We start from the raw sequence: 17,833 nt of genomic DNA on the forward strand, positions 1-17,833 counted from the left end.
ATGACAGAAAAAGAAGATAAAAACAGGCCTGAAACTATAAGACAAAAGTTATCTTTGTATGAAATTTTAAGGGGAATTAACCGTCAGAGTCGATCAATGCGCAGCAAATTGATGGTATACCTATGTTGCCTTGTTTTGTCCGGTACGGGAATATTATTAATGATGCTGGTGGCATCAGGAGTATTTTCAGAGAGTGGGAGACAAATTGAGCAAAACCTGCAAGTTCATCTTCAAAATCAGAAAAGAGATATTAAGGAGAGGATGGATCTCTTTACAATAAACGGTATAGATTTATCTAAGAGACTTACTACATATATTGAGAGAGAGGTATTGTCATATCCATACGATATAAAAGAACTGGAAAATGATGAGGCGGGGCTTAGAACAATGCAGGAAAACATGTATCTACTTTTGGAAGGCAAGATGCATGTTACCCGTGCGAGTGGAGTATATGCAGTGTTTGATACTACGGTCAATACTTCAGCTCCAAATGCAAAGCATTCACGCAGTGGTGTATATTTGAGATTGGCAAATATAAGCGGAAATGTGCTGGAGGATGATGTTTTTCTGTTTCGCGGTAATCCCGATGTAGCTATGCAGAATAAAATTCAGATACATAATCGTTGGAATATGGAATTTGATACGGAAGATATGTATTGGTTTGACGATCAGATTTCCACAAATAATACCAAATCACCTACAGAAAAATATTTGTGGATCAATAGAGTACATCTGAAGGATACATGGGAAAACAGTATGTTTTTGAGTGTACCGGTGATTGGAAGTGAAGGCGGAAGATACGGTATATGCGGTTTGGAGATCAGCGGACTGTTATTTCGATTAAGCTACCCTAAGTTTGAAAGCAGATATGGAGATATGGTAACCATAATTGCACCTGTAGATCAGGGAAAACTGCTGCTTTCAAAAGGACTTAGCGGTTCTCAGGGTAACAGTTACATAAATGAAAATGATGATCTTTTTATTGATACCGGTAAAGTATATAATGTTTACTTCAATTCTCAAGGAAAATATATAGGGGTACAGCAGACTATAGACGGTGCATATGATTCAGAAGGCAGACAATGGGCAGTTGCCGTATTGGTTTCTTATAGCAGTTTTGAAGCAAAGGAGAGCTATGAAAAGGCAATGATGATCGTCATACTGACAGTATTTAGCCTTATCATGTTCTTAATATCATTTGTAATATCCAGGCAATTTGTCAAGCCTATTGAGAGGGGAATAGAGAATCTGAAAACAGATGACTTCTACAAAAATGATTCGCGAACGGGAATTGCAGAAATAGATATACTTGCAGAGTTTTTAAGAAATAAGGAAGAAAAATATAAGAGCAAGGGTCCGGTGCCGTCTGAGATAGAAGAGATGTTTGATCGCTTTATAGAAAATTCAAAGAGCTTGACCACATCGGAGAGAAATATATTACGCTATTATATAGAGGGGCGTGAGATCGCGGAGCTGCCGGATTTACTCTGTATCAGCCTAAATACAGTAAGAAAGCATAATAGAAATATATATACAAAGCTTGGGGTCAGTTCCAAGGATGAACTTCAGATATATATTGATTTATTGATATGCTGTGGAAGAATACACGAAATATTGGAATAAAATAAAACACACCTGATATTAGTATAAACTATACAAATATTAGGTGTATTTTTTGTGAATATTTAAGTATTCAATAGATAATATTTTGAAAAAAGTTCTAAAAGTATTCACCGGGTAATATATTTTAATTATCTGATATGGTATTGATAATACAAACAGAAGTAATTATATAATCCGTGAAAAGGAGGAAAGATGAAAAATTAGGAACACACAATACTAAAAGCAGTGATATTTCTTTTGTAGCTGATAGTGAAATATGTAAACGAGTAGTGAGAGGAGGGAAACTATGTAGACTTTTAACAGCAAATATGGATAAAAATTTAATAAAAGAAAGGATGTATGTATGAATCAAAGAAAAATAATGCTTAGGGAAATACTTAAAATTTTTGTACTTTTGCTTTTTACATTATTTTTTATGGGAATTATGCAAAGTAAAATATACGCTACTTCAATGTCACTGGACTGCACTGTGAATTATGTAGATAAAGATGGTGATTTGTTACATACTCAAACAGAGAGTCTCTCACCTTTAATTATGGGAATGACAGATTATCAATTAACTATACCGTACGGTAATCTTGTAAAGAATAGTATGCTGTATTACCCTGTAAGTGTTCAATCGGAAACTCCCGCCTTACCGACTACAACGGTACAAATCCTCAGTCCGTATATAAATATAAGTGTAGATCCGGCTTATGTACATATTGGTGCTTATGGTCTAAGTAAGGATTATGTTATTTTTTGTGACATGCCTAAGTATAATTATGAAATTCATTATGTAGATGAAGCAGGTAATCAATTGATTATGGACCAAGGTGGAGAAGAGTACGATATGACATGGGTTGCTTTGGACCATAAAGAGTTTGTTTCTACAGATTATAATGCAGGAGTTGAGTATATTGTAAAACAAAATCAGGCGTATCCGCAGGCACAATATAAGTATAATAGTGCAAACGATATTCAGGTCTTGGTAGGTAGCAATTACCCTGAGTATACAATAGTTTGTATTCCAAAGCCTGTAGCAACACCAAGTACACCGGGTGGAAATACAAATGGAAGTGGAAATACAAACGGAGGCGGAAATTTAAACGGAGGCGGAAATCTAAATGGAAGCGGAAACTTAAACGGAAGCGGAAATCTAAACGGAAGAGGAAATTTAAACGGAAGCGGAAATTTAAACGGAAGCGGAAACTTAAACGGAAGCGGAAATTTAAACGGAAGCGGAAATCTAAACGGAAGTGGAAATTTAAACGGAAGCGGAAACTTAAACGGAAGCGGAAACTTAAACGGAGGCGGAAATTTAAATGGAAGCGGAAACTTAAACAGAGGCGGAAACTTAAACGGAGGCGGAAATTTAAACGGAGGCGGAAACTTAAACGGAGACGGAAATTTAAACGGAAGCGGAAATCTGAACGGAAACGGAAATCTGAACGGAAGTACAAGCGGAACCGACATTAGGGGTAGAATAACCGGAAGCGGAGGATCAGGCTCAGGAAGCGGTGGAGGCACTGTAAGACATCTAAATTCAGGCAACACATCAGATAATTTGAAATTTAAGCAGGGCTGGATATTGGATACCGATACAAATACCTGGTATTATTACTCAGGAACTACCAGAGATACATTAAAGAAGGGTTGGCACAAGGATAATCAGGATGGAAGATGGTATTATTTACATCTGACAAGCGGTGCTATGTATACAGGATGGAATAATATAGACGGTAAATGGTATTTCTTTAATTATCATACACCTAAATGGACATGGGAGGTGCGTAATGACGGTGAATGGTATTATAAGAATCTCGAAAATTCCAGACCGCTCGGATCAATGTATGAAAATGAAAAAACTCCTGACGGCTACAAAGTAGATGCAAAAGGGGTTTGGGTAAAGTAAATATAATAGTAAAAAAATCAGTATTACAGTAATAAACACAGCAAACTCATCAGGACGGGAAATATCCCGTCCTGTCTTAATGTCTGATAGATATTTTTATGCATTACTTATAAATATAATTAGAGAATGTTTATGGTATTCAACGGATAATATTTGATTTTTTTGCTAAAGAGTATTCATTGGGTAATATATTTCATACTTGAAAAGTGATATGAATAGCTTAAGCAGTAATCATTTATATGTGAAATATAAAAATGATAAATTTAGAACGTATTTTTAGAAGGAGGATTTTAAATGCAAGGTAAAAGGGAGGAATGTGATGAAAACAAAGAATCAGGTGAGGATAAAGAAAAATTGATATCCGAAATACCGCATATTCTTTTAGAAGAAAGTGATGGAGCCGAGTATAATTCCGAATATAGATGCCTGTATTACATAAACAATGTTCATTTAAAATTAAAAGAAGACGGTAAAGAGTTTGAACCGCTTATCAAAGCTTTTGATAAATACAATGTTGATGAGCTTTTTGAGGGTATTATGTATTCATCATAGAGAGTAATGATGTGGAAAGGAGTATTAAATGAGAAATAAAAAGTTCTTATTGCCGGTAATATTCTCTATTTTGGTTATGTTTTCTTTAGCATCATGTAAGTCGCCTGTCAGTGTAGATATAGTTAATGATAATACTGAAGGCGAAACAGTCAGTAAAGCAGCAGACAGGGAAGAAAAAGATGAGGATGATGTAAAAAAGCATGAAAAGAAAAATAAGGATAACAAAAAGCTGATAAACACATCCGGAAAACCTCATATACTTTTGAAGGATACAATGGAACTGCACAATGATGATGAATCAAGCACAACATTATATAGAATTAAGTATGTGTATTTACAGCTGAAAGAGGATGGAAAAGAGTTTGAACCGCTCAAAAAGTCATTTGAAAATTATAATAAAGACCTGCTTGATAAATTATCAAAAACAAGGGAAGCATTTGACGGTTTTGCAAAAGAGCAATTGTCCGATATACAGCAGGGATATGAGTCGAAAGAATTATTCAGTGAAACTGACAGCTATATAATGCGAGCCGATAAATACGCAGTAAGTATACTCAACTATACAAAATATAACTACGGAGCATCGGATAAATACTCACGAGAATCCATTAATTTTGATACGGATACAGGAAAAAAACTTGAATTTTTGGATGTTGTAAAGGATGATAAATCATTTTTTGAGATGGCAGATAAAAGGGTATATGAAGATTATGAAGAAATCCATATTCAAAAACCCTCAGAGTATGCATATACAAGCAAAAAAAATAATTATGAAAACCTTGTCTGGACTGTAAGTCCCGTAGGCGTGACCGTATATTTTGACAGCGGAGTTTTGGGTGCTGAAACTGACGGACCGCAGGTTATTACAATTTCATTTGATGAAAATGAGACAATATTTGAACCTAAGTATGTATACAAAGAAAATGAGTATGTAATACCGGTAGTTGCCGGAAATATGACAATTCATGTTGATACCGATGGCGACGGAGTGAGAGATTCCGTATTTGTAGATGATCTTTATGAGCAAAATCCTGAAACATTGGATATATATAATACCGGAATGAAAGTCTATGCCGGAACTCAAAGTACAGAGATAGAATGCTATGAAGGCAAGGCGTATCTTGTAAAAATGGACGGTAACTATTATATGTATATGTTTGTTCAGGATGAAATAAGATTATTGTACTGCCTTGATTTGAAATATCTTAACTCTGAGGACAGGTCAGATAAATATTTTTATCTTGGTACAAGAGAAGGCACATGGGATCAGAAAGGAGAAATTGAAAATTATGTAAGCATAGAGGAGACTTTTACAGATACCGAATCATTTGTCGGAGAATATTTTGGAGATTTAGGCATTTTATTCCCGATTGAAAAGGCGTGGTTTGTAGGTGAAGACGGAACCCCTCAGTCAAGTGATGATAAAGGTAGAGTAACAAGCGGTATAGCTTTTAGAACGTTAAAAGATATTAAATGTACTGAAGTTGATAGAGAAGGAAAAGTGAAGAAATCTGATACCAAGATAGTAAAGGGAACATTGATACTTCCTCTATATGCAAATGACAAGGAGTATATGGATGTAATAACAGTTGATGAAGATGACTTAAATATATGGAATGGAGCAGGTGAGGAATTCTTTTCATTGACAAATATGAAACTGTTAGACTATGAAGGAGATTTCTATAGAATTACCTTTGAAAATGATGATGGAGCTTTAAGTATTGACGGAACAGATATATTTGATTTGTTTGAAGGCATCATTACAGCTGGATAGAAAACTGTTCTCTTATAAAGAGAGTCTTAAAATAAATAAAAAGGAGGATAATAATAGGTATTATTAAAGTGAAGGCGGAAGTTTGCCTGCGGTGGTTGTTGAACTTGAAGCAGGTGAAGAAATTATTAGTGAAGTTGGGAGATAGGTCAAGGAACCTATAGAAACAAAAACCAAGATAAGCGGTGGCATAGGAAAGGCATTGTAAAGGATGTTTGGTGGAGAAGGCATGATAGATACCGTTGTAACAGGTCCGGGAAAGGTTTATATTCAAACAATGTCACTGTCAAGACTTGGAGAGATGCCTACACCGTTTATAAAGGTTAGAAAGAAGTAAAATAAAAGAGAGAGGTAAAAAGATGAAAAAACTGTTTGGAGCTAAATTATTTAAAATTTTATTGGCAGCATTTGGGATTTTATTACTTTCAATAATGCTTGTAGGCTGTAAAAATGAAAAGTCACATGCAGGATATTATGTATTGGAATCTATAAAGTCGGAAGGTAATGAGTTTGGTAAAGATTTTATCAAAGAAGCAGAATTGGATTGTTATATAATTTTAAAAGATGACGGAACAGGCACAATGTCATTCTCGGATGAAGCAACAGATATAAAATGGGGTGACGGTAAACTTAATGTAGAGGGAGAAAATGTGGACTACAATATAAAGAATGATGAATTAACATTTGATATTGATGGTGACACTATGGTATTCAAGCGCAGTAATGATACACCTCCTGCAAAATAGTGTGATTTTAACCAAATATCTAAAAAATTTAAGATAAAATTTTTCTTTGTGGGGCTGTAAAAGCAGCCCCACATCTGTTTATAAAATAAAAAACGTTTATTCTACCGTAACGGACTTTGCCAAATTTCTAGGTTTATCAGGGTCTAAGCCTTTTAGGAGACTGACTTGATAGGAGAGGAACTGAAGCGGGACTACCAAAAGGCTTCCGGCAAATAGAGGACGGGTTTTCGGTACAATGAGTATTTGTGTAAAGTCATCTTCCTCGACTGAAATATTTTCCATGGTGAGTGCAAAACATTCGGCACCGCGGCTTTTTACCTCGTGAATATTTGAAATGCTCTTTGTGGCAAGATCCTCTTGAGAAAGAAGAGCAATCACAGGACTGTTCTTTTCTATCAGGCTGATTGTGCCGTGCTTTAATTCACCGCTACTGTAGCTTTCACAGTGAATATAACTGATTTCCTTAAGCTTTAAAGCTCCTTCCATGGAGATGGCCCAATCAAGACCCCTTCCAAGAAAGAAAATATTTTTATCATCCTTCAGTTTTTTTGCCATAGGTAGGGTTTCACTGTCAAGTGAAAGACATTGTTGAATCTTACCCGGTAGATTGAAAAGCTCCTCTTTAAGTATATGAGCCTCTTCATCACCAATTTTGCCCTTTGCTTTAGCTAACAGCAGTGAGAAAATGTAGCTGGCAACAAGCTGGCAGCTATAGGCCTTGGTAGTGGCTACAGCAATTTCAGGTCCTGCCTGGGTATAAAAGACAAAGTCCGATTCACCGGCAATGGCGGAACCGACCACATTTACTATAGAAAGGGTTTTCACCCCTAATTTCTTTGCTTCCCTTACTGCCGCCAAAGTATCCGCAGTTTCTCCCGATTGGCTGATGCTGATAACCAGTTCACCGGTTTCAAGAATAGGATGATTATAGCGAAACTCACTTGCAAGCTCCACCTGTACGGGTACCCTTGCCAACCTTTCACAAACGGACTTTAACACATAGCCTGCGTGGTAGGCGGAGCCGCAGGCAATTACCCTGATTCTTGAAATCTCCTTAAAATCCTTTTCGCTCATAGAGAAGGATTCATAGGAAAAGCAATTATTTTCCTGATTGCAGGCATAGAGCAGAGTATCTTTTACAGCCTGTGGCTGCTCAAAGATTTCTTTTTCCATAAAATGCAGATATTCTCCTTTATGAATCATGCTGCTGTCAAGCTCTGCAACAGTGGAGGAACGCTTTATCTCCTCTCCGTTTTTGTTATATATATGTATTTCATTTTCAGTAAGACTTAAAATCTCTTTATTTTCTAATTTATAGAACTCCTTTGTATAATCAAGAAAAGCTGAGACATCGGAAGCCGGATAGAATCCGTTTTGACCCTTTCCTACAACTAAAGGACTGTCCTTTCTCATAGCATAAAGGGTATTTGCATCATCCTTGAACATAATTGCAAAGGCGTAAGACCCTTTCAACTCCCTTTGTACTGAAAGGAGTGCTTTTAAGACATTATTTTCCTTCATGTAAAAATATTCAATCAGATTTACAGCCACTTCAGTATCTGTGTCTGAATAGAAGTTGTAGCCTTTTTCTTGTAAAAAGTTCTTTAAATCTGCAAAGTTTTCAATAATACCGTTATGCACCAACACCACTTCCTTATGCATTGACAGATGTGGGTGGGCATTTTTTTCATCGGCTTTACCATGAGTTGCCCAGCGTGTGTGACCGATACCCATAGAGCAGGGAAGTTCACATTCTTTGGAAGCTGCGACCTTCTTTTTCAATTCGTTTAATTTACCTACAGCCTTTACTACAGTGAAAGGTCTTGAATACAGGGCTATTCCCGCAGAATCATAACCTCTGTATTCAAGACGCGAAAGACCGGACAGTAGAATATCCTTTGTATTCCCCTGCCCAACAAAACCGACAATACCGCACATTGTATTTTCTCCTATTTGATTGTTTATTGTGCGAAGAAAGCTTTTGTTACGATCTTGATTTCGCTTTTTTTCTTCCTCTTACGATGCACTACTCCGAAACAGCATCCGCCGAATATTTCGATAACTGTTTACCTCGTCGACTTGGGTCTCCCGAAGTCCGGGCGCTAATTTTTCTTTTTTCCTCAGTAAAGAAAAATTTGTGTTATGATAACATATCAAAAAGAACTTGTGAATGCTTTTTTGTAAAAATTAAAAAAATTTATATAAAATATGGTAGAATAATATTATATAAATGCAGTAAGGGAATGGATAAGTATGAGCGTCAGATTAATATTTATAGGGTTAATGGTATTTCTGGGATTTTGGTATATTGCTATATTGATTTGGTTGATGGGAAGGCTTAACAAAAGTTCCGAGTACGGTATAAGCGGAGAGAAAAATTCTCAAAGCGGTAGCGGTAAAATAAAAATCAGCGACCTGTTTTTTCATATTTTGGTTATAGCTATTGTACTGTTAACAGTAATAAAGCTTATGAGTTATGTCGGACCGGCTTTTGCGTCCCTTGGAGGTATGATTGTAGCTATACCTGTCAGAGCACTTATAAATGCAAGCGGACGTAAGACCAACGTTATACTTACTCTTTCAGGTTTGGCTTTATTATTTGTTTATTTATGCTTTTGGTATATTCTTATAGGCGTGCCGGTAAAGCCTCCTGTGATGACTGTAGGAAGTATGAAAGTAACATTGAGTAAAACAAGTGTCAGAGACTTCTTAGATAACGGATTTGATATATATATCATGAATGATGAGGATACATATGAATACAGTGAAATGCTGACAAGCGGTTCTTATACTAAATATGACGGAAATCAGGATATTAATGTAGAAAAAGGATATAGAAGTACAGGAGAGACCTTAAGGGGAGCACTATATTTATTGGCAAAAGATGATACACTTATAGGTGCGATAGATTTGTACGGAAGCTTTAATAAAGATGTGGATATAAAGGATGCCAAGGTCGTGAATTTCTATATGGATGAAGACTGTAAGAATGCATTGAAAGATGTCGGTATAGATATTAAGCTTGAAGATTTGGATTTGCTAGATACTTTTTATACAGATGATTTAAAAAAGCTTTTTAAAAAGAGGCTTTGGTTAGTACCGAATGAATCCGAACCTACGGATTCGCTATATGGAATAGCATGGCGTACCAACAGTGATTCTATATTCTGGAATGAGTATTATGCCTATATACGAATTGATGAAAATAAGAATATGAGGGCTTTTATAATATCAACAAGTGTTGCAAAGGATAAGCATTAAAGGACAACTTAATATTTGCGTTTTTTTTCTGTTTAGGATATATTATTGTAAGTGAAATTATTTTATCAAGTATAGGAGATTTAGATGGAATTAAAGCAGGAACTTATAATTGTCTTGGACTTTGGCGGTCAGTACAATCAATTAGTTGCAAGAAGAGTAAGAGAGAACAATGTATATTGTGAGATCTATTCATATAAAACCCCTTTAGAAGAGATTAAGAAGAAAAATCCGAAGGGAATCATACTTACAGGAGGACCGGACAGTTGCTATCTGCCTGATTCGGTCACATATTCAAAGGAGCTTTTTGAGCTTGGTGTCCCTGTACTTGGACTATGTTACGGTGCACAGCTTATGCAGCATCTGCTTGGCGGAAAGGTAGAGAGAGCAAGCGTAAGAGAGTACGGTAAAATAAAGCTTACAGTTGATAAGGCTGACAGTGCAATTTTTGAGAATGTGCCGAAAGAGAGCATTGTGTGGATGAGCCATACAGACTATATAAGTAAGCTTGGTGAAGGATTTGAGATTACATCACACAGTGATGACTGTCCTGTAGCTTCATATGAGAATACGGCAAAGAATCTCTACGGAATACAGTTCCATCCTGAGGTTTTACATTCAGAATACGGTTCTGTAATGCTTGGAAACTTTATAAAGAATGTCTGCAAATGTGAGTGTAACTGGAAGATGGATGCCTTTGTGGAAAACAGTATAAAGGCAATCAAAGAAAAGGTCGGCAACGGTAAGGTACTTTGTGCACTTTCAGGCGGTGTTGACTCATCAGTTGCGGCAGTAATGCTCAGCAAGGCTGTAGGTGAAAACCTTACTTGTGTATTTGTAGACCATGGACTTCTCAGAAAAAATGAAGGTGATGAGGTTGAGGCTGTATTCGGACCGAACGGCAATTATAAGCTGAACTTTATCAGAGTAAATGCAGCGGAAAGATTCTACTCAAAACTTGCAGGTGTAAGCGAGCCTGAAAAGAAGCGTAAGATAATAGGTGAGGAATTTATCAGAGTCTTCGAAGAAGAGGCTAAAAAAATCGGTAAGATAGATTTCTTAGTACAGGGAACAATTTACCCTGATGTTGTAGAATCAGGACTTGGCGGTGAGAGCGTAGTAATCAAGTCACATCACAATGTAGGAGGACTTCCCGACTATGTTGATTTCAAGGAAATCATAGAGCCGCTTAGAGATCTTTTCAAGGATGAGGTAAGAAAGGCGGGACTTGAGCTTGGTATACCGAAGCATCTTGTATTCCGTCAGCCGTTCCCGGGACCGGGTCTTGGAATCAGAATTATCGGTGAAGTAACCGCTGAGAAGGTAAAGATAGTTCAGGACGCCGACGCTATATACCGTGAGGAGATAGATAAGGCAGGACTTTCACAGGAAATCAACCAGTACTTTGCAGCTCTTACAAATATGAAAAGCGTAGGAGTAATGGGCGATTACAGAACTTATGACTATGCTATAGCACTTCGTGCAGTAAAGACAATAGACTTTATGACAGCAGAGGCTGCAAGACTACCTTGGGAAGTACTTGAAAAGGTAACCAACAGGATTATCAATGAGGTAGACCATGTAAACAGGGTACTCTATGATATCACCAGCAAGCCACCGGGAACGATTGAGTTGGAATAAAGGAAGAAAAAGATGACAGATGAAAAATTAATTAAAGAAGGGTTGAATGGTAAAGATTCTTTAAAAATAATTTTGTCAGGTTATGTTGATAAGTCAGAAAATGAGAATACAGAAGAAAAAGTAGGTGTAGTTTCGGTAATGTTTGTATCTGAAAACAAGGAGCTTGTCATAAAGAAAATTGAGGAATTTGAGGCAAAATATCCCGAAAGATATTTTATGGTTTACAGTGTTCCTTTAGATACTAACCTTGAAGAGCTGAATCATTATCCGTCAATTGCAATTTTTCAAAGTGATTTAAATTAGATTAACAAATTAAATAATAGAAAGCTTTCCATTATTTTACGGGGAGGCTTTTGTGGACTAAGAATTGGTCGATTTATTGTATCAAAAGCAATTTATAAATGTGGAGAAATTAATGAGTAATGAAATAAATATTGATAAGCTGTTCAGAATGGCTGAAGAAGATGTCGAAAAAGCTGTTACTTATGAACTTGAATCAGATGATAGCAACTTGGCAAAAAGAATATATAGAGATTTGTTTTATTTTTATTGTGAAGAAGAATTTTCGGGAGATTTGATTTTTACTTGGAAATCGCCTTCGTTGGTTAAAGATGGCGATTATATTGGTAAAAGAGATTCGGTCGTAGATAATGTGAGAGTGATTGGTAATATCTTCCCTAATTTTAAAACTAATCGTAAATATAGTTTAAACCTTAATCGTAACGGGAATTTCGGTGATTTTCCTCATGATTATCCTGATATATTTTTAGATCATATAGCAAAATATGCATATAAAAAATATTAAAGAATACTACCCATTAAAAAGAGCCATACTTTATGATCTCAACATGAATTATTTTAAAAAATTCTCCAGCTTTGAAAAATTTTTAGAAGATAACTTTTTTGAAGAGATATGGGAAACATCAAAGGAAGTCCCTTTTTCTGATATGGAATTTGATATGTTTAAGGAAATATCTATTAAACTTATGAGAAAAAGAGGAGAGCGGATGCTTCAAAAGTTAATTGAAGTTAACAAGAATAAAATATAATTTACAGAAAGGTATTAAAAATTATGTTGTTGTAAGCAATTTTAGAAATTTGAGTTTGAATAAAAACGGATACTACGAAAAAGCACATAACTTTAAGATTATAAATCTTTCAGCTATGTGCTTTTTCTGTGCTTATTTATACCGAAAGAAACTTTTGCTCTGATACCACCTCTGTAGAATATTACATTATTTTATTCAAAGGGAACATAATCTTTCTTCAGGCTGTCAGAATAGTTAGCTTTCCAATCTTGCAATGCTTCTTTTGTAATTTCGTTATTCTTATAGTTTGATTTCATTTCCTTATAATTGTCAAGTATATCGTAAAAAAATAGATGTAACTATTGACATTACATCAGCATAGTGATAATATAAGCTCACAAGATGAAACAACAAAGGTTACATCAATGCAATAAATCAAATTCAGGAGGAAATCATCATGACAAACAAAGAGAAAGCATTGGCACTTATTAGCACATTTGCATCAGGAGATACAATGAAGGCAAGGGAACTTCTTGCAGAGGGTTACATTCAGCATAATCTTGCTTATGGAACAGGAAGAGATGCTTTTGTAGGAGCAGTTGAATATCTTGCATCGGCACCGGTTAAAACAACTGTTAATAATGTTCGTGCATTTGAAGATGGCGATAAGGTATTCTTACAGACGATATATAATTTTGCAGGAGCAGGAGAGCAGGTAGCATTTGATATTTTCAGATTTGACTCAGAAGGAAAGATTGCAGAACACTGGGACAATCTGGCTACAAAAACTGAACCTAATCCGTCAGGACATACACAGATTGACGGCAACTTAGAGAAGAAAGATGTGGATAAGGAAGATACAAGAAAGGTTGTAGAGGGATTTGTAGGAGATGTCCTTCGTGGAGAAAATCCTGATAAGCTCACTTCATACTTCGATGGAGATAATTATATTCAGCACAATACAGCAATTGCTGACGGACTTTCAGGGCTTGGTGCTGCACTTGAAGCGTTGGCAAAACAGGGAATACAGATGATATATAATAAGACTTATTTTGTATTGGCTGATGGAGATTATGCACTTGCAGTAAGCGAAGGAACATTTGGGGGTGTGGCAACATCCTTCTATGATTTGTTCCGTGTGGAAAATGGTAAAATTGCAGAACACTGGGATGTTATGGAAACCATAGCTGACAAAAAGACTTGGAAAAATCAGAATGGAAAGTTCTAATGTAACAATTGATAATACAACATAAAGAGTGTAGAATGACAGCAGGAGGAAATTACTATGCAAATATCAAGCAAATTTACAGTAGCATTGCATATTTTCACCTGTGTGGATACTTTTGGTAATGAGTATAAAATTACAAGTGATTTTCTTGCAGGAAGTATAAATACAAATCCTGTTATCATTCGAAAAATTCTCTCACAGCTCAAAAATGCAGGACTAATTATGGTAGCAAGGGGTACAGGAGGAGTAGAGATAACAAGACCTTTGAATGAGATAACATTTTATGATGTATATGAAGCGATTGATCCGGTAGAAAATGGGGATTTGTTCAGTTTTCATGCCGGTCCTAATCCTCAGTGTCCCGTAGGTCGAAATATTCATGTGTTATTGGATGATAAGCTGAAAGCCGTTCAACTTGCTATGGAAAATGAGATGAAGAAATATACTTTAGATGATCTAAAGAGTGAAATGAAAGAGCTTTTGGCAATTTAAGACTCTGGATAAAAACGGAGTTTTTTTAGGAGAAGTTATGATGGAAGCGAAGAATTATTTGAAATATATAGTAGATGAAATTCATACAGTCATAGTTGCGACTGTAGATAGCGAAGGTCTTCCGGTTACAGCGGCTATTGATATGATGGATGCAGACGATTCAAGTTTATATTTTTTGACCGCAAAAGGTAAGAACTTATATGATAGATTATCAGATAGGAGATTTCTTGCATTTACAGCGATGAAAGGCGAGGACACAATGTCACGAGTGGCGGTATCTGTAAGAGGGAAAGTTAGAGAACTTGGATATGAAAAAATCCCTGAGTTATTTGAAAAGAATCAATATATGTATCAAATATATCCAACCGCAGAATCAAGAAAAGCCCTGACAGTATTTCAAATTTATGAAGGTACAGGAGAATGGTTTGATTTATCTAAAAAGCCTATAGAGAGAGCAAATTTTTCTTTTGGAATTAAAACAGATGAAATGAAAGGTTATTTTATTACGGATGATTGTATCGGATGTGGTAGGTGTGTGGAAGTTTGTCCACAAGATTGCATTAACCAAGAGAACATACCCTATGTAATTGAGAATAAGCATTGTCTGCATTGTGGTAACTGCTTAACGGTTTGTTCGGTTGGTGCAGTGGATAGAGTGTAAAGATGGAGAAAAATATAAAATTTGTATTTGAAGGAGAATATTGGACATACTAAAATTGGGTTTGTAGGACTCATTCAAAGAATGATACAGTAAAAGCACATAACTTTAAGACTTATAATCTTTCAGCTATGTGCTTTTTTATGTGCCAATTTTAATTAGATATATCTCAACAAATCCATAAAATTTTTATCGGTTATAACGATACTATAAGGTTTCTTTTGCATTATGAATAAATGTATATTCAGGGGATGTTCTGTCTTTAAGTGCAGATGCCTTACTATAGATACCAAATGGAGCATGAGGAGATTCTTCCCAAGCAAAAACTTTCAAATCCGGGTGCTCAATAATCTCATGTTCAGGAATATAGGCATAGCCGAAGCCTGCTAAAATAAGCCCATAAGTTTCATTTGAATCAGAGCAAATTGCATTATCTACATTATCATTTACAGGAAGAATACGGTGTCCTCTTGAAAAAAAGTTTTTTAAGAGATATGGAGGTATTGAAATAATTTGATGCATATCCCATAAATCCTCTGTTGTAACAGAAGTTTTACCGGAGTCTTTTAATACTTTAGCTAAGGGGAGATCATTTTTCATTACAACAAAAAAATATTCATCACGCAAATGTGTGAAAGTTATATCTGCATCTTTAAATTTCGCATCCTTCATACCGATAATGAGGTCAAGCTGATTGTTTATCAGATGGCTTAAGTTGGCATCTGTCTGATTATGTCTAAATTCAGGAATAACATTTGGATGAGATAACAGTACAGACTTAAGAATTTGACTGATAATATTTATAGTATGAGGATCCATATAACCGATTCTAAGTGAGCGACTTGCTTTCCTTTGAAAGCTTTTTATACGATCCACAGAATGATAATATGTGTCAATCATGATATTGGCATCTGATAAAAAGGCGGCACCTACATTAGTCAAAGTTACCGACCTTGTAGTTCTATTAAAGAGTTTACATTAAAGCTCATTTTCAAGAGCTTTAATCTGTTTTGTGACAGCCGGCTGTGTCAGTCCCAGTGTCTCCGATGTCTTCATGTAATTTAGTGTATTGGCAAGACTGATAAAACATTCTAATTGATCTATATTCATTGGCTAAACCTCTATTTATATTTATTCCTATTAGTTATAAATAATAACATATATTCATTTCACAGAGAAGTATTTTATTGTTAATATTATATTGCAAAACAAAAAGGCATTGCAGCAAGGAAATGAAAATGTCATTAAAAAATTTATTTGGATGGAATGAAAAGGAAGTAAAAGCACAGTCAGCATGTGGAGCATCTGACAATAAAACAGAAGCACCTGCAGCGTGCGAAGCGGCCGATAAGCCGGAAGAAGCACCTGCAGCATGTGGAGCGGCTGATAAGCCTTCAGCGTGTGGAACAGCATGTGGAGCTTCTGACAAGTAAGTATCAGCAACAGTAAAGGGATGGAGGAGAAATCATGAAGCCATATTTTTCATTTCAGTGGCATATAACAGATGAATGTGATCAAAGATGTAAGCACTGCTATATTTTTTCCGGAGGCAATTATAATTGTCTAAAGTCTATGTCATGGCAGGAAATGCAAGATACATTTAATAATTGTTTGGACTTTTGTGAGACATATGGTCGTACACCGTATTTTTACTTAACAGGCGGTGATCCGATTCTCCATCCTGATTTTTGGAAACTTTTAGAGCTCTTTAGTGAAAATAACATCAAGTTTACAATTATGGGAAACCCTTTCCATCTAAACGATGATGTATGTAAGAAGTTGAAAGAGTATGGATGCGAAAAATATCAGATGTCTATTGACGGTATTAGAGAAACTCATGATTGGTTTAGAAAGCCCGGATCCTATGACTGTACACTTGAGAAAATAGGATGCCTTAATAAGGCAGGTATTCGAAGTGTTATTATGACTACAGTTTCTAAAACAAATCGTAATGAGGTTCCAGGTATTATAGATGCTGTTGTAAATACAGGTGTTAATATTTTCTCATTCTCAAGATATGTTCCAAGTGGTGGAGATTTGGATGCATCTATGACTGCACAAGAGTATAGGGAAAGCCTGTCAGATATTGACGCTAAATTTAAATACTATGAGGCTCAAGACGGTAAGACATATTTTAATCGTAAAGATCATTTGTGGACGCTATATCAGTATGAGACCGGAGAATTCAAAATTCCCGAGTATGCACAGGAGGGAATGATTTACAACGGATGTAATTGCGGAAACTGCCATATTACAATTTTACCTACAGGTGATATATATGCTTGCCGACGAGTTGCACAAAGCAAGGTTGGTAATGCGTTTAAAGATCGTTTGGCAAAGGTATGGGTCAGTTCGCTGGATAATTATCGAGAATATGATAATTTCAGTAAATGCAGTAAATGTGAGCTTCTTGCATGGTGTAGGGGATGTCCTGCTGTAGCAAAGGGTACAAACGGCTCATTTTATGCGGCAGATCCTCAGTGTTGGAAAGAAAAGAATGATTTGACCGGAGAAATATTGTAAGACAATGAAATCGAAAAAAAAGACAACAAATACAATGAGCTATTTACAGTCACTTGATTATGAAGACGGTATCGGTACAGTTACTTCACTATTGAAGTACTGGCCTATGCAATATGTAACAACACTTGGTCTGGACGGTAAACCCAAAATCAGACCGCTTGAATATAAATTCGAGGAGGATGGAGTTTTGTATTTTGATACAGTAGACTTTTATACCTCATATAAGGAGATGCAGGCGTATCCATATATTACACTTTGCATTGGAGATCAGGAAACAATGAGTTACTTGACAGTAACAGGAAAAGTAAATTTTATATATGATGAGGACATCATAAACAAATGTTTTGAAAATAGTGAGGTCCTCACATCACAGTTTGGAAATAACAGATCCCATGTTATTGCATACTATCTGACTGAAT

20 protein-coding genes are annotated in these 17,833 nt (G+C 35.8%); 17 read left to right on the forward strand and 3 right to left on the reverse strand.

The features are described 5' to 3' along the window. From HMPREF0381_RS05240 to HMPREF0381_RS05260, 6 genes are all read left to right on the forward strand, one after another. A complete protein-coding gene (locus HMPREF0381_RS05240) occupies positions 1–1,623 on the forward strand; it encodes a helix-turn-helix transcriptional regulator (RefSeq protein WP_008750868.1) in 1,623 nt (540 codons plus the stop codon). Between the two features lie 343 nt (positions 1,624–1,966). Continuing rightward, positions 1,967–3,517: a hypothetical protein gene (locus HMPREF0381_RS05245; protein WP_008750870.1), complete on the forward strand. Its 1,551-nt coding sequence runs from the start codon at positions 1,967–1,969 to the stop codon at positions 3,515–3,517. Positions 3,518–3,811: 294 nt separating this feature from the next. Continuing rightward, a complete protein-coding gene (locus HMPREF0381_RS05250) occupies positions 3,812–4,069 on the forward strand; it encodes a hypothetical protein (protein WP_008750871.1) in 258 nt (85 codons plus the stop codon). Between the two features lie 28 nt (positions 4,070–4,097). Beyond that, the gene (locus HMPREF0381_RS05255) at positions 4,098–5,843 is read left to right on the forward strand and encodes a hypothetical protein (RefSeq protein WP_008750872.1); all 1,746 of its coding nucleotides are present in this window, start codon (positions 4,098–4,100) and stop codon (positions 5,841–5,843) included. Positions 5,844–6,051: 208 nt separating this feature from the next. Beyond that, positions 6,052–6,177, forward strand: a complete 126-nt coding sequence (locus tag HMPREF0381_RS15135) for a hypothetical protein (RefSeq protein WP_008750873.1) — start codon at positions 6,052–6,054, stop codon at positions 6,175–6,177. A gap of 22 nt (positions 6,178–6,199) precedes the next feature. Further along, positions 6,200–6,586: a lipocalin family protein gene (locus HMPREF0381_RS05260; protein WP_008750874.1), complete on the forward strand. Its 387-nt coding sequence runs from the start codon at positions 6,200–6,202 to the stop codon at positions 6,584–6,586. 96 nt (positions 6,587–6,682) lie between these two features. Here HMPREF0381_RS05260 and glmS read toward each other — a convergent pair whose 3' ends face one another. After that, positions 6,683–8,524 (reverse strand): glutamine--fructose-6-phosphate transaminase (isomerizing), encoded by a 1,842-nt coding sequence (gene glmS / locus HMPREF0381_RS05265; protein WP_008750875.1) that lies wholly within the window; start codon positions 8,522–8,524, stop codon positions 6,683–6,685. A 315-nt stretch (positions 8,525–8,839) separates the two neighbouring features. Between glmS and HMPREF0381_RS05270 the strand changes: the two genes are divergently transcribed. The 8 genes from HMPREF0381_RS05270 to HMPREF0381_RS05305 all read left to right on the forward strand — a co-directional run bounded on the left by HMPREF0381_RS05270 (position 8,840) and on the right by HMPREF0381_RS05305 (position 14,894). Beyond that, complete coding sequence (locus HMPREF0381_RS05270) at positions 8,840–9,847, forward strand: hypothetical protein (RefSeq protein WP_008750876.1); 1,008 nt, start codon at positions 8,840–8,842, stop codon at positions 9,845–9,847. An 84-nt stretch (positions 9,848–9,931) separates the two neighbouring features. Next, positions 9,932–11,485 (forward strand): glutamine-hydrolyzing GMP synthase, encoded by a 1,554-nt coding sequence (guaA, locus tag HMPREF0381_RS05275; RefSeq protein ID WP_008750877.1) that lies wholly within the window; start codon positions 9,932–9,934, stop codon positions 11,483–11,485. Between the two features lie 12 nt (positions 11,486–11,497). Then, positions 11,498–11,788: a hypothetical protein gene (locus tag HMPREF0381_RS05280; RefSeq protein WP_008750878.1), complete on the forward strand. Its 291-nt coding sequence runs from the start codon at positions 11,498–11,500 to the stop codon at positions 11,786–11,788. Positions 11,789–11,900: 112 nt separating this feature from the next. Continuing rightward, a complete protein-coding gene (locus HMPREF0381_RS15140) occupies positions 11,901–12,290 on the forward strand; it encodes a hypothetical protein (RefSeq protein WP_207635176.1) in 390 nt (129 codons plus the stop codon). Between the two features lie 43 nt (positions 12,291–12,333). Further along, positions 12,334–12,534 (forward strand): hypothetical protein, encoded by a 201-nt coding sequence (locus tag HMPREF0381_RS15145; protein ID WP_207635177.1) that lies wholly within the window; start codon positions 12,334–12,336, stop codon positions 12,532–12,534. A 436-nt stretch (positions 12,535–12,970) separates the two neighbouring features. After that, a complete protein-coding gene (locus tag HMPREF0381_RS05295) occupies positions 12,971–13,741 on the forward strand; it encodes a nuclear transport factor 2 family protein (protein WP_008750882.1) in 771 nt (256 codons plus the stop codon). Positions 13,742–13,798: 57 nt separating this feature from the next. Further along, positions 13,799–14,233 (forward strand): Rrf2 family transcriptional regulator, encoded by a 435-nt coding sequence (locus tag HMPREF0381_RS05300; RefSeq protein ID WP_008750883.1) that lies wholly within the window; start codon positions 13,799–13,801, stop codon positions 14,231–14,233. Positions 14,234–14,273: 40 nt separating this feature from the next. Next, on the forward strand, positions 14,274–14,894 hold the full coding sequence (locus tag HMPREF0381_RS05305; RefSeq protein WP_040461714.1) for a DUF362 domain-containing protein: 621 nt from the start codon (positions 14,274–14,276) through the stop codon (positions 14,892–14,894). A gap of 204 nt (positions 14,895–15,098) precedes the next feature. Here HMPREF0381_RS05305 and HMPREF0381_RS05310 read toward each other — a convergent pair whose 3' ends face one another. Further along, complete coding sequence (locus HMPREF0381_RS05310) at positions 15,099–15,833, reverse strand: substrate-binding domain-containing protein (RefSeq protein ID WP_008750885.1); 735 nt, start codon at positions 15,831–15,833, stop codon at positions 15,099–15,101. A gap of 36 nt (positions 15,834–15,869) precedes the next feature. Then, entirely contained in the window at positions 15,870–16,001 is a 132-nt protein-coding gene (locus HMPREF0381_RS14535) for a LysR family transcriptional regulator (RefSeq protein ID WP_008750886.1), read from the reverse strand. 128 nt (positions 16,002–16,129) lie between these two features. Here HMPREF0381_RS14535 and acgA point away from each other — a divergent pair, with 128 nt between their 5' ends. The 3 genes from acgA to HMPREF0381_RS05325 all read left to right on the forward strand — a co-directional run. Beyond that, a complete protein-coding gene (gene acgA, locus HMPREF0381_RS05315) occupies positions 16,130–16,324 on the forward strand; it encodes an ACGX-repeat peptide (RefSeq protein WP_040461173.1) in 195 nt (64 codons plus the stop codon). Between the two features lie 34 nt (positions 16,325–16,358). Next, complete coding sequence (gene acgM, locus HMPREF0381_RS05320; RefSeq protein ID WP_008750888.1) at positions 16,359–17,414, forward strand: radical SAM/SPASM domain protein, ACGX system; 1,056 nt, start codon at positions 16,359–16,361, stop codon at positions 17,412–17,414. Between the two features lie 4 nt (positions 17,415–17,418). Then, the coding region (locus HMPREF0381_RS05325) for a pyridoxamine 5'-phosphate oxidase family protein (RefSeq protein ID WP_008750889.1) at positions 17,419–17,833 on the forward strand (415 nt) is incomplete at its 3' end.

Origin of the sequence: Lachnoanaerobaculum saburreum DSM 3986, from assembly GCF_000185385.1 — a bacterium.
GTDB lineage: Bacteria > Bacillota > Clostridia > Lachnospirales > Lachnospiraceae > Lachnoanaerobaculum > Lachnoanaerobaculum saburreum.

What these genes read in the sequence shown, in the direction of transcription:
- guaA (WP_008750877.1), top strand. Translation starts at nt 9,932, where the DNA reads ATGGAATTAAAGCAGGAACTTATAATTGTCTTGGACTTTGGCGGTCAG.
- HMPREF0381_RS05245 (WP_008750870.1), top strand. Translation starts at nt 1,967, where the DNA reads ATGAATCAAAGAAAAATAATGCTTAGGGAAATACTTAAAATTTTTGTA.
- HMPREF0381_RS05260 (WP_008750874.1), top strand. Translation starts at nt 6,200, where the DNA reads ATGAAAAAACTGTTTGGAGCTAAATTATTTAAAATTTTATTGGCAGCA.
- acgA (WP_040461173.1), top strand. Translation starts at nt 16,130, where the DNA reads ATGTCATTAAAAAATTTATTTGGATGGAATGAAAAGGAAGTAAAAGCA.
- HMPREF0381_RS15135 (WP_008750873.1), top strand. Translation starts at nt 6,052, where the DNA reads ATGTTTGGTGGAGAAGGCATGATAGATACCGTTGTAACAGGTCCGGGA.
- HMPREF0381_RS05240 (WP_008750868.1), top strand. Translation starts at nt 1, where the DNA reads ATGACAGAAAAAGAAGATAAAAACAGGCCTGAAACTATAAGACAAAAG.
- HMPREF0381_RS05250 (WP_008750871.1), top strand. Translation starts at nt 3,812, where the DNA reads ATGCAAGGTAAAAGGGAGGAATGTGATGAAAACAAAGAATCAGGTGAG.
- HMPREF0381_RS05280 (WP_008750878.1), top strand. Translation starts at nt 11,498, where the DNA reads ATGACAGATGAAAAATTAATTAAAGAAGGGTTGAATGGTAAAGATTCT.
- acgM (WP_008750888.1), top strand. Translation starts at nt 16,359, where the DNA reads ATGAAGCCATATTTTTCATTTCAGTGGCATATAACAGATGAATGTGAT.
- HMPREF0381_RS05295 (WP_008750882.1), top strand. Translation starts at nt 12,971, where the DNA reads ATGACAAACAAAGAGAAAGCATTGGCACTTATTAGCACATTTGCATCA.
- HMPREF0381_RS14535 (WP_008750886.1), bottom strand. Translation starts at nt 16,001, where the DNA reads ATGAATATAGATCAATTAGAATGTTTTATCAGTCTTGCCAATACACTA.
- HMPREF0381_RS05255 (WP_008750872.1), top strand. Translation starts at nt 4,098, where the DNA reads ATGAGAAATAAAAAGTTCTTATTGCCGGTAATATTCTCTATTTTGGTT.
- HMPREF0381_RS05300 (WP_008750883.1), top strand. Translation starts at nt 13,799, where the DNA reads ATGCAAATATCAAGCAAATTTACAGTAGCATTGCATATTTTCACCTGT.
- HMPREF0381_RS05270 (WP_008750876.1), top strand. Translation starts at nt 8,840, where the DNA reads ATGAGCGTCAGATTAATATTTATAGGGTTAATGGTATTTCTGGGATTT.
- glmS (WP_008750875.1), bottom strand. Translation starts at nt 8,524, where the DNA reads ATGTGCGGTATTGTCGGTTTTGTTGGGCAGGGGAATACAAAGGATATT.
- HMPREF0381_RS05305 (WP_040461714.1), top strand. Translation starts at nt 14,274, where the DNA reads ATGGAAGCGAAGAATTATTTGAAATATATAGTAGATGAAATTCATACA.
- HMPREF0381_RS15140 (WP_207635176.1), top strand. Translation starts at nt 11,901, where the DNA reads ATGAGTAATGAAATAAATATTGATAAGCTGTTCAGAATGGCTGAAGAA.
- HMPREF0381_RS15145 (WP_207635177.1), top strand. Translation starts at nt 12,334, where the DNA reads ATGAATTATTTTAAAAAATTCTCCAGCTTTGAAAAATTTTTAGAAGAT.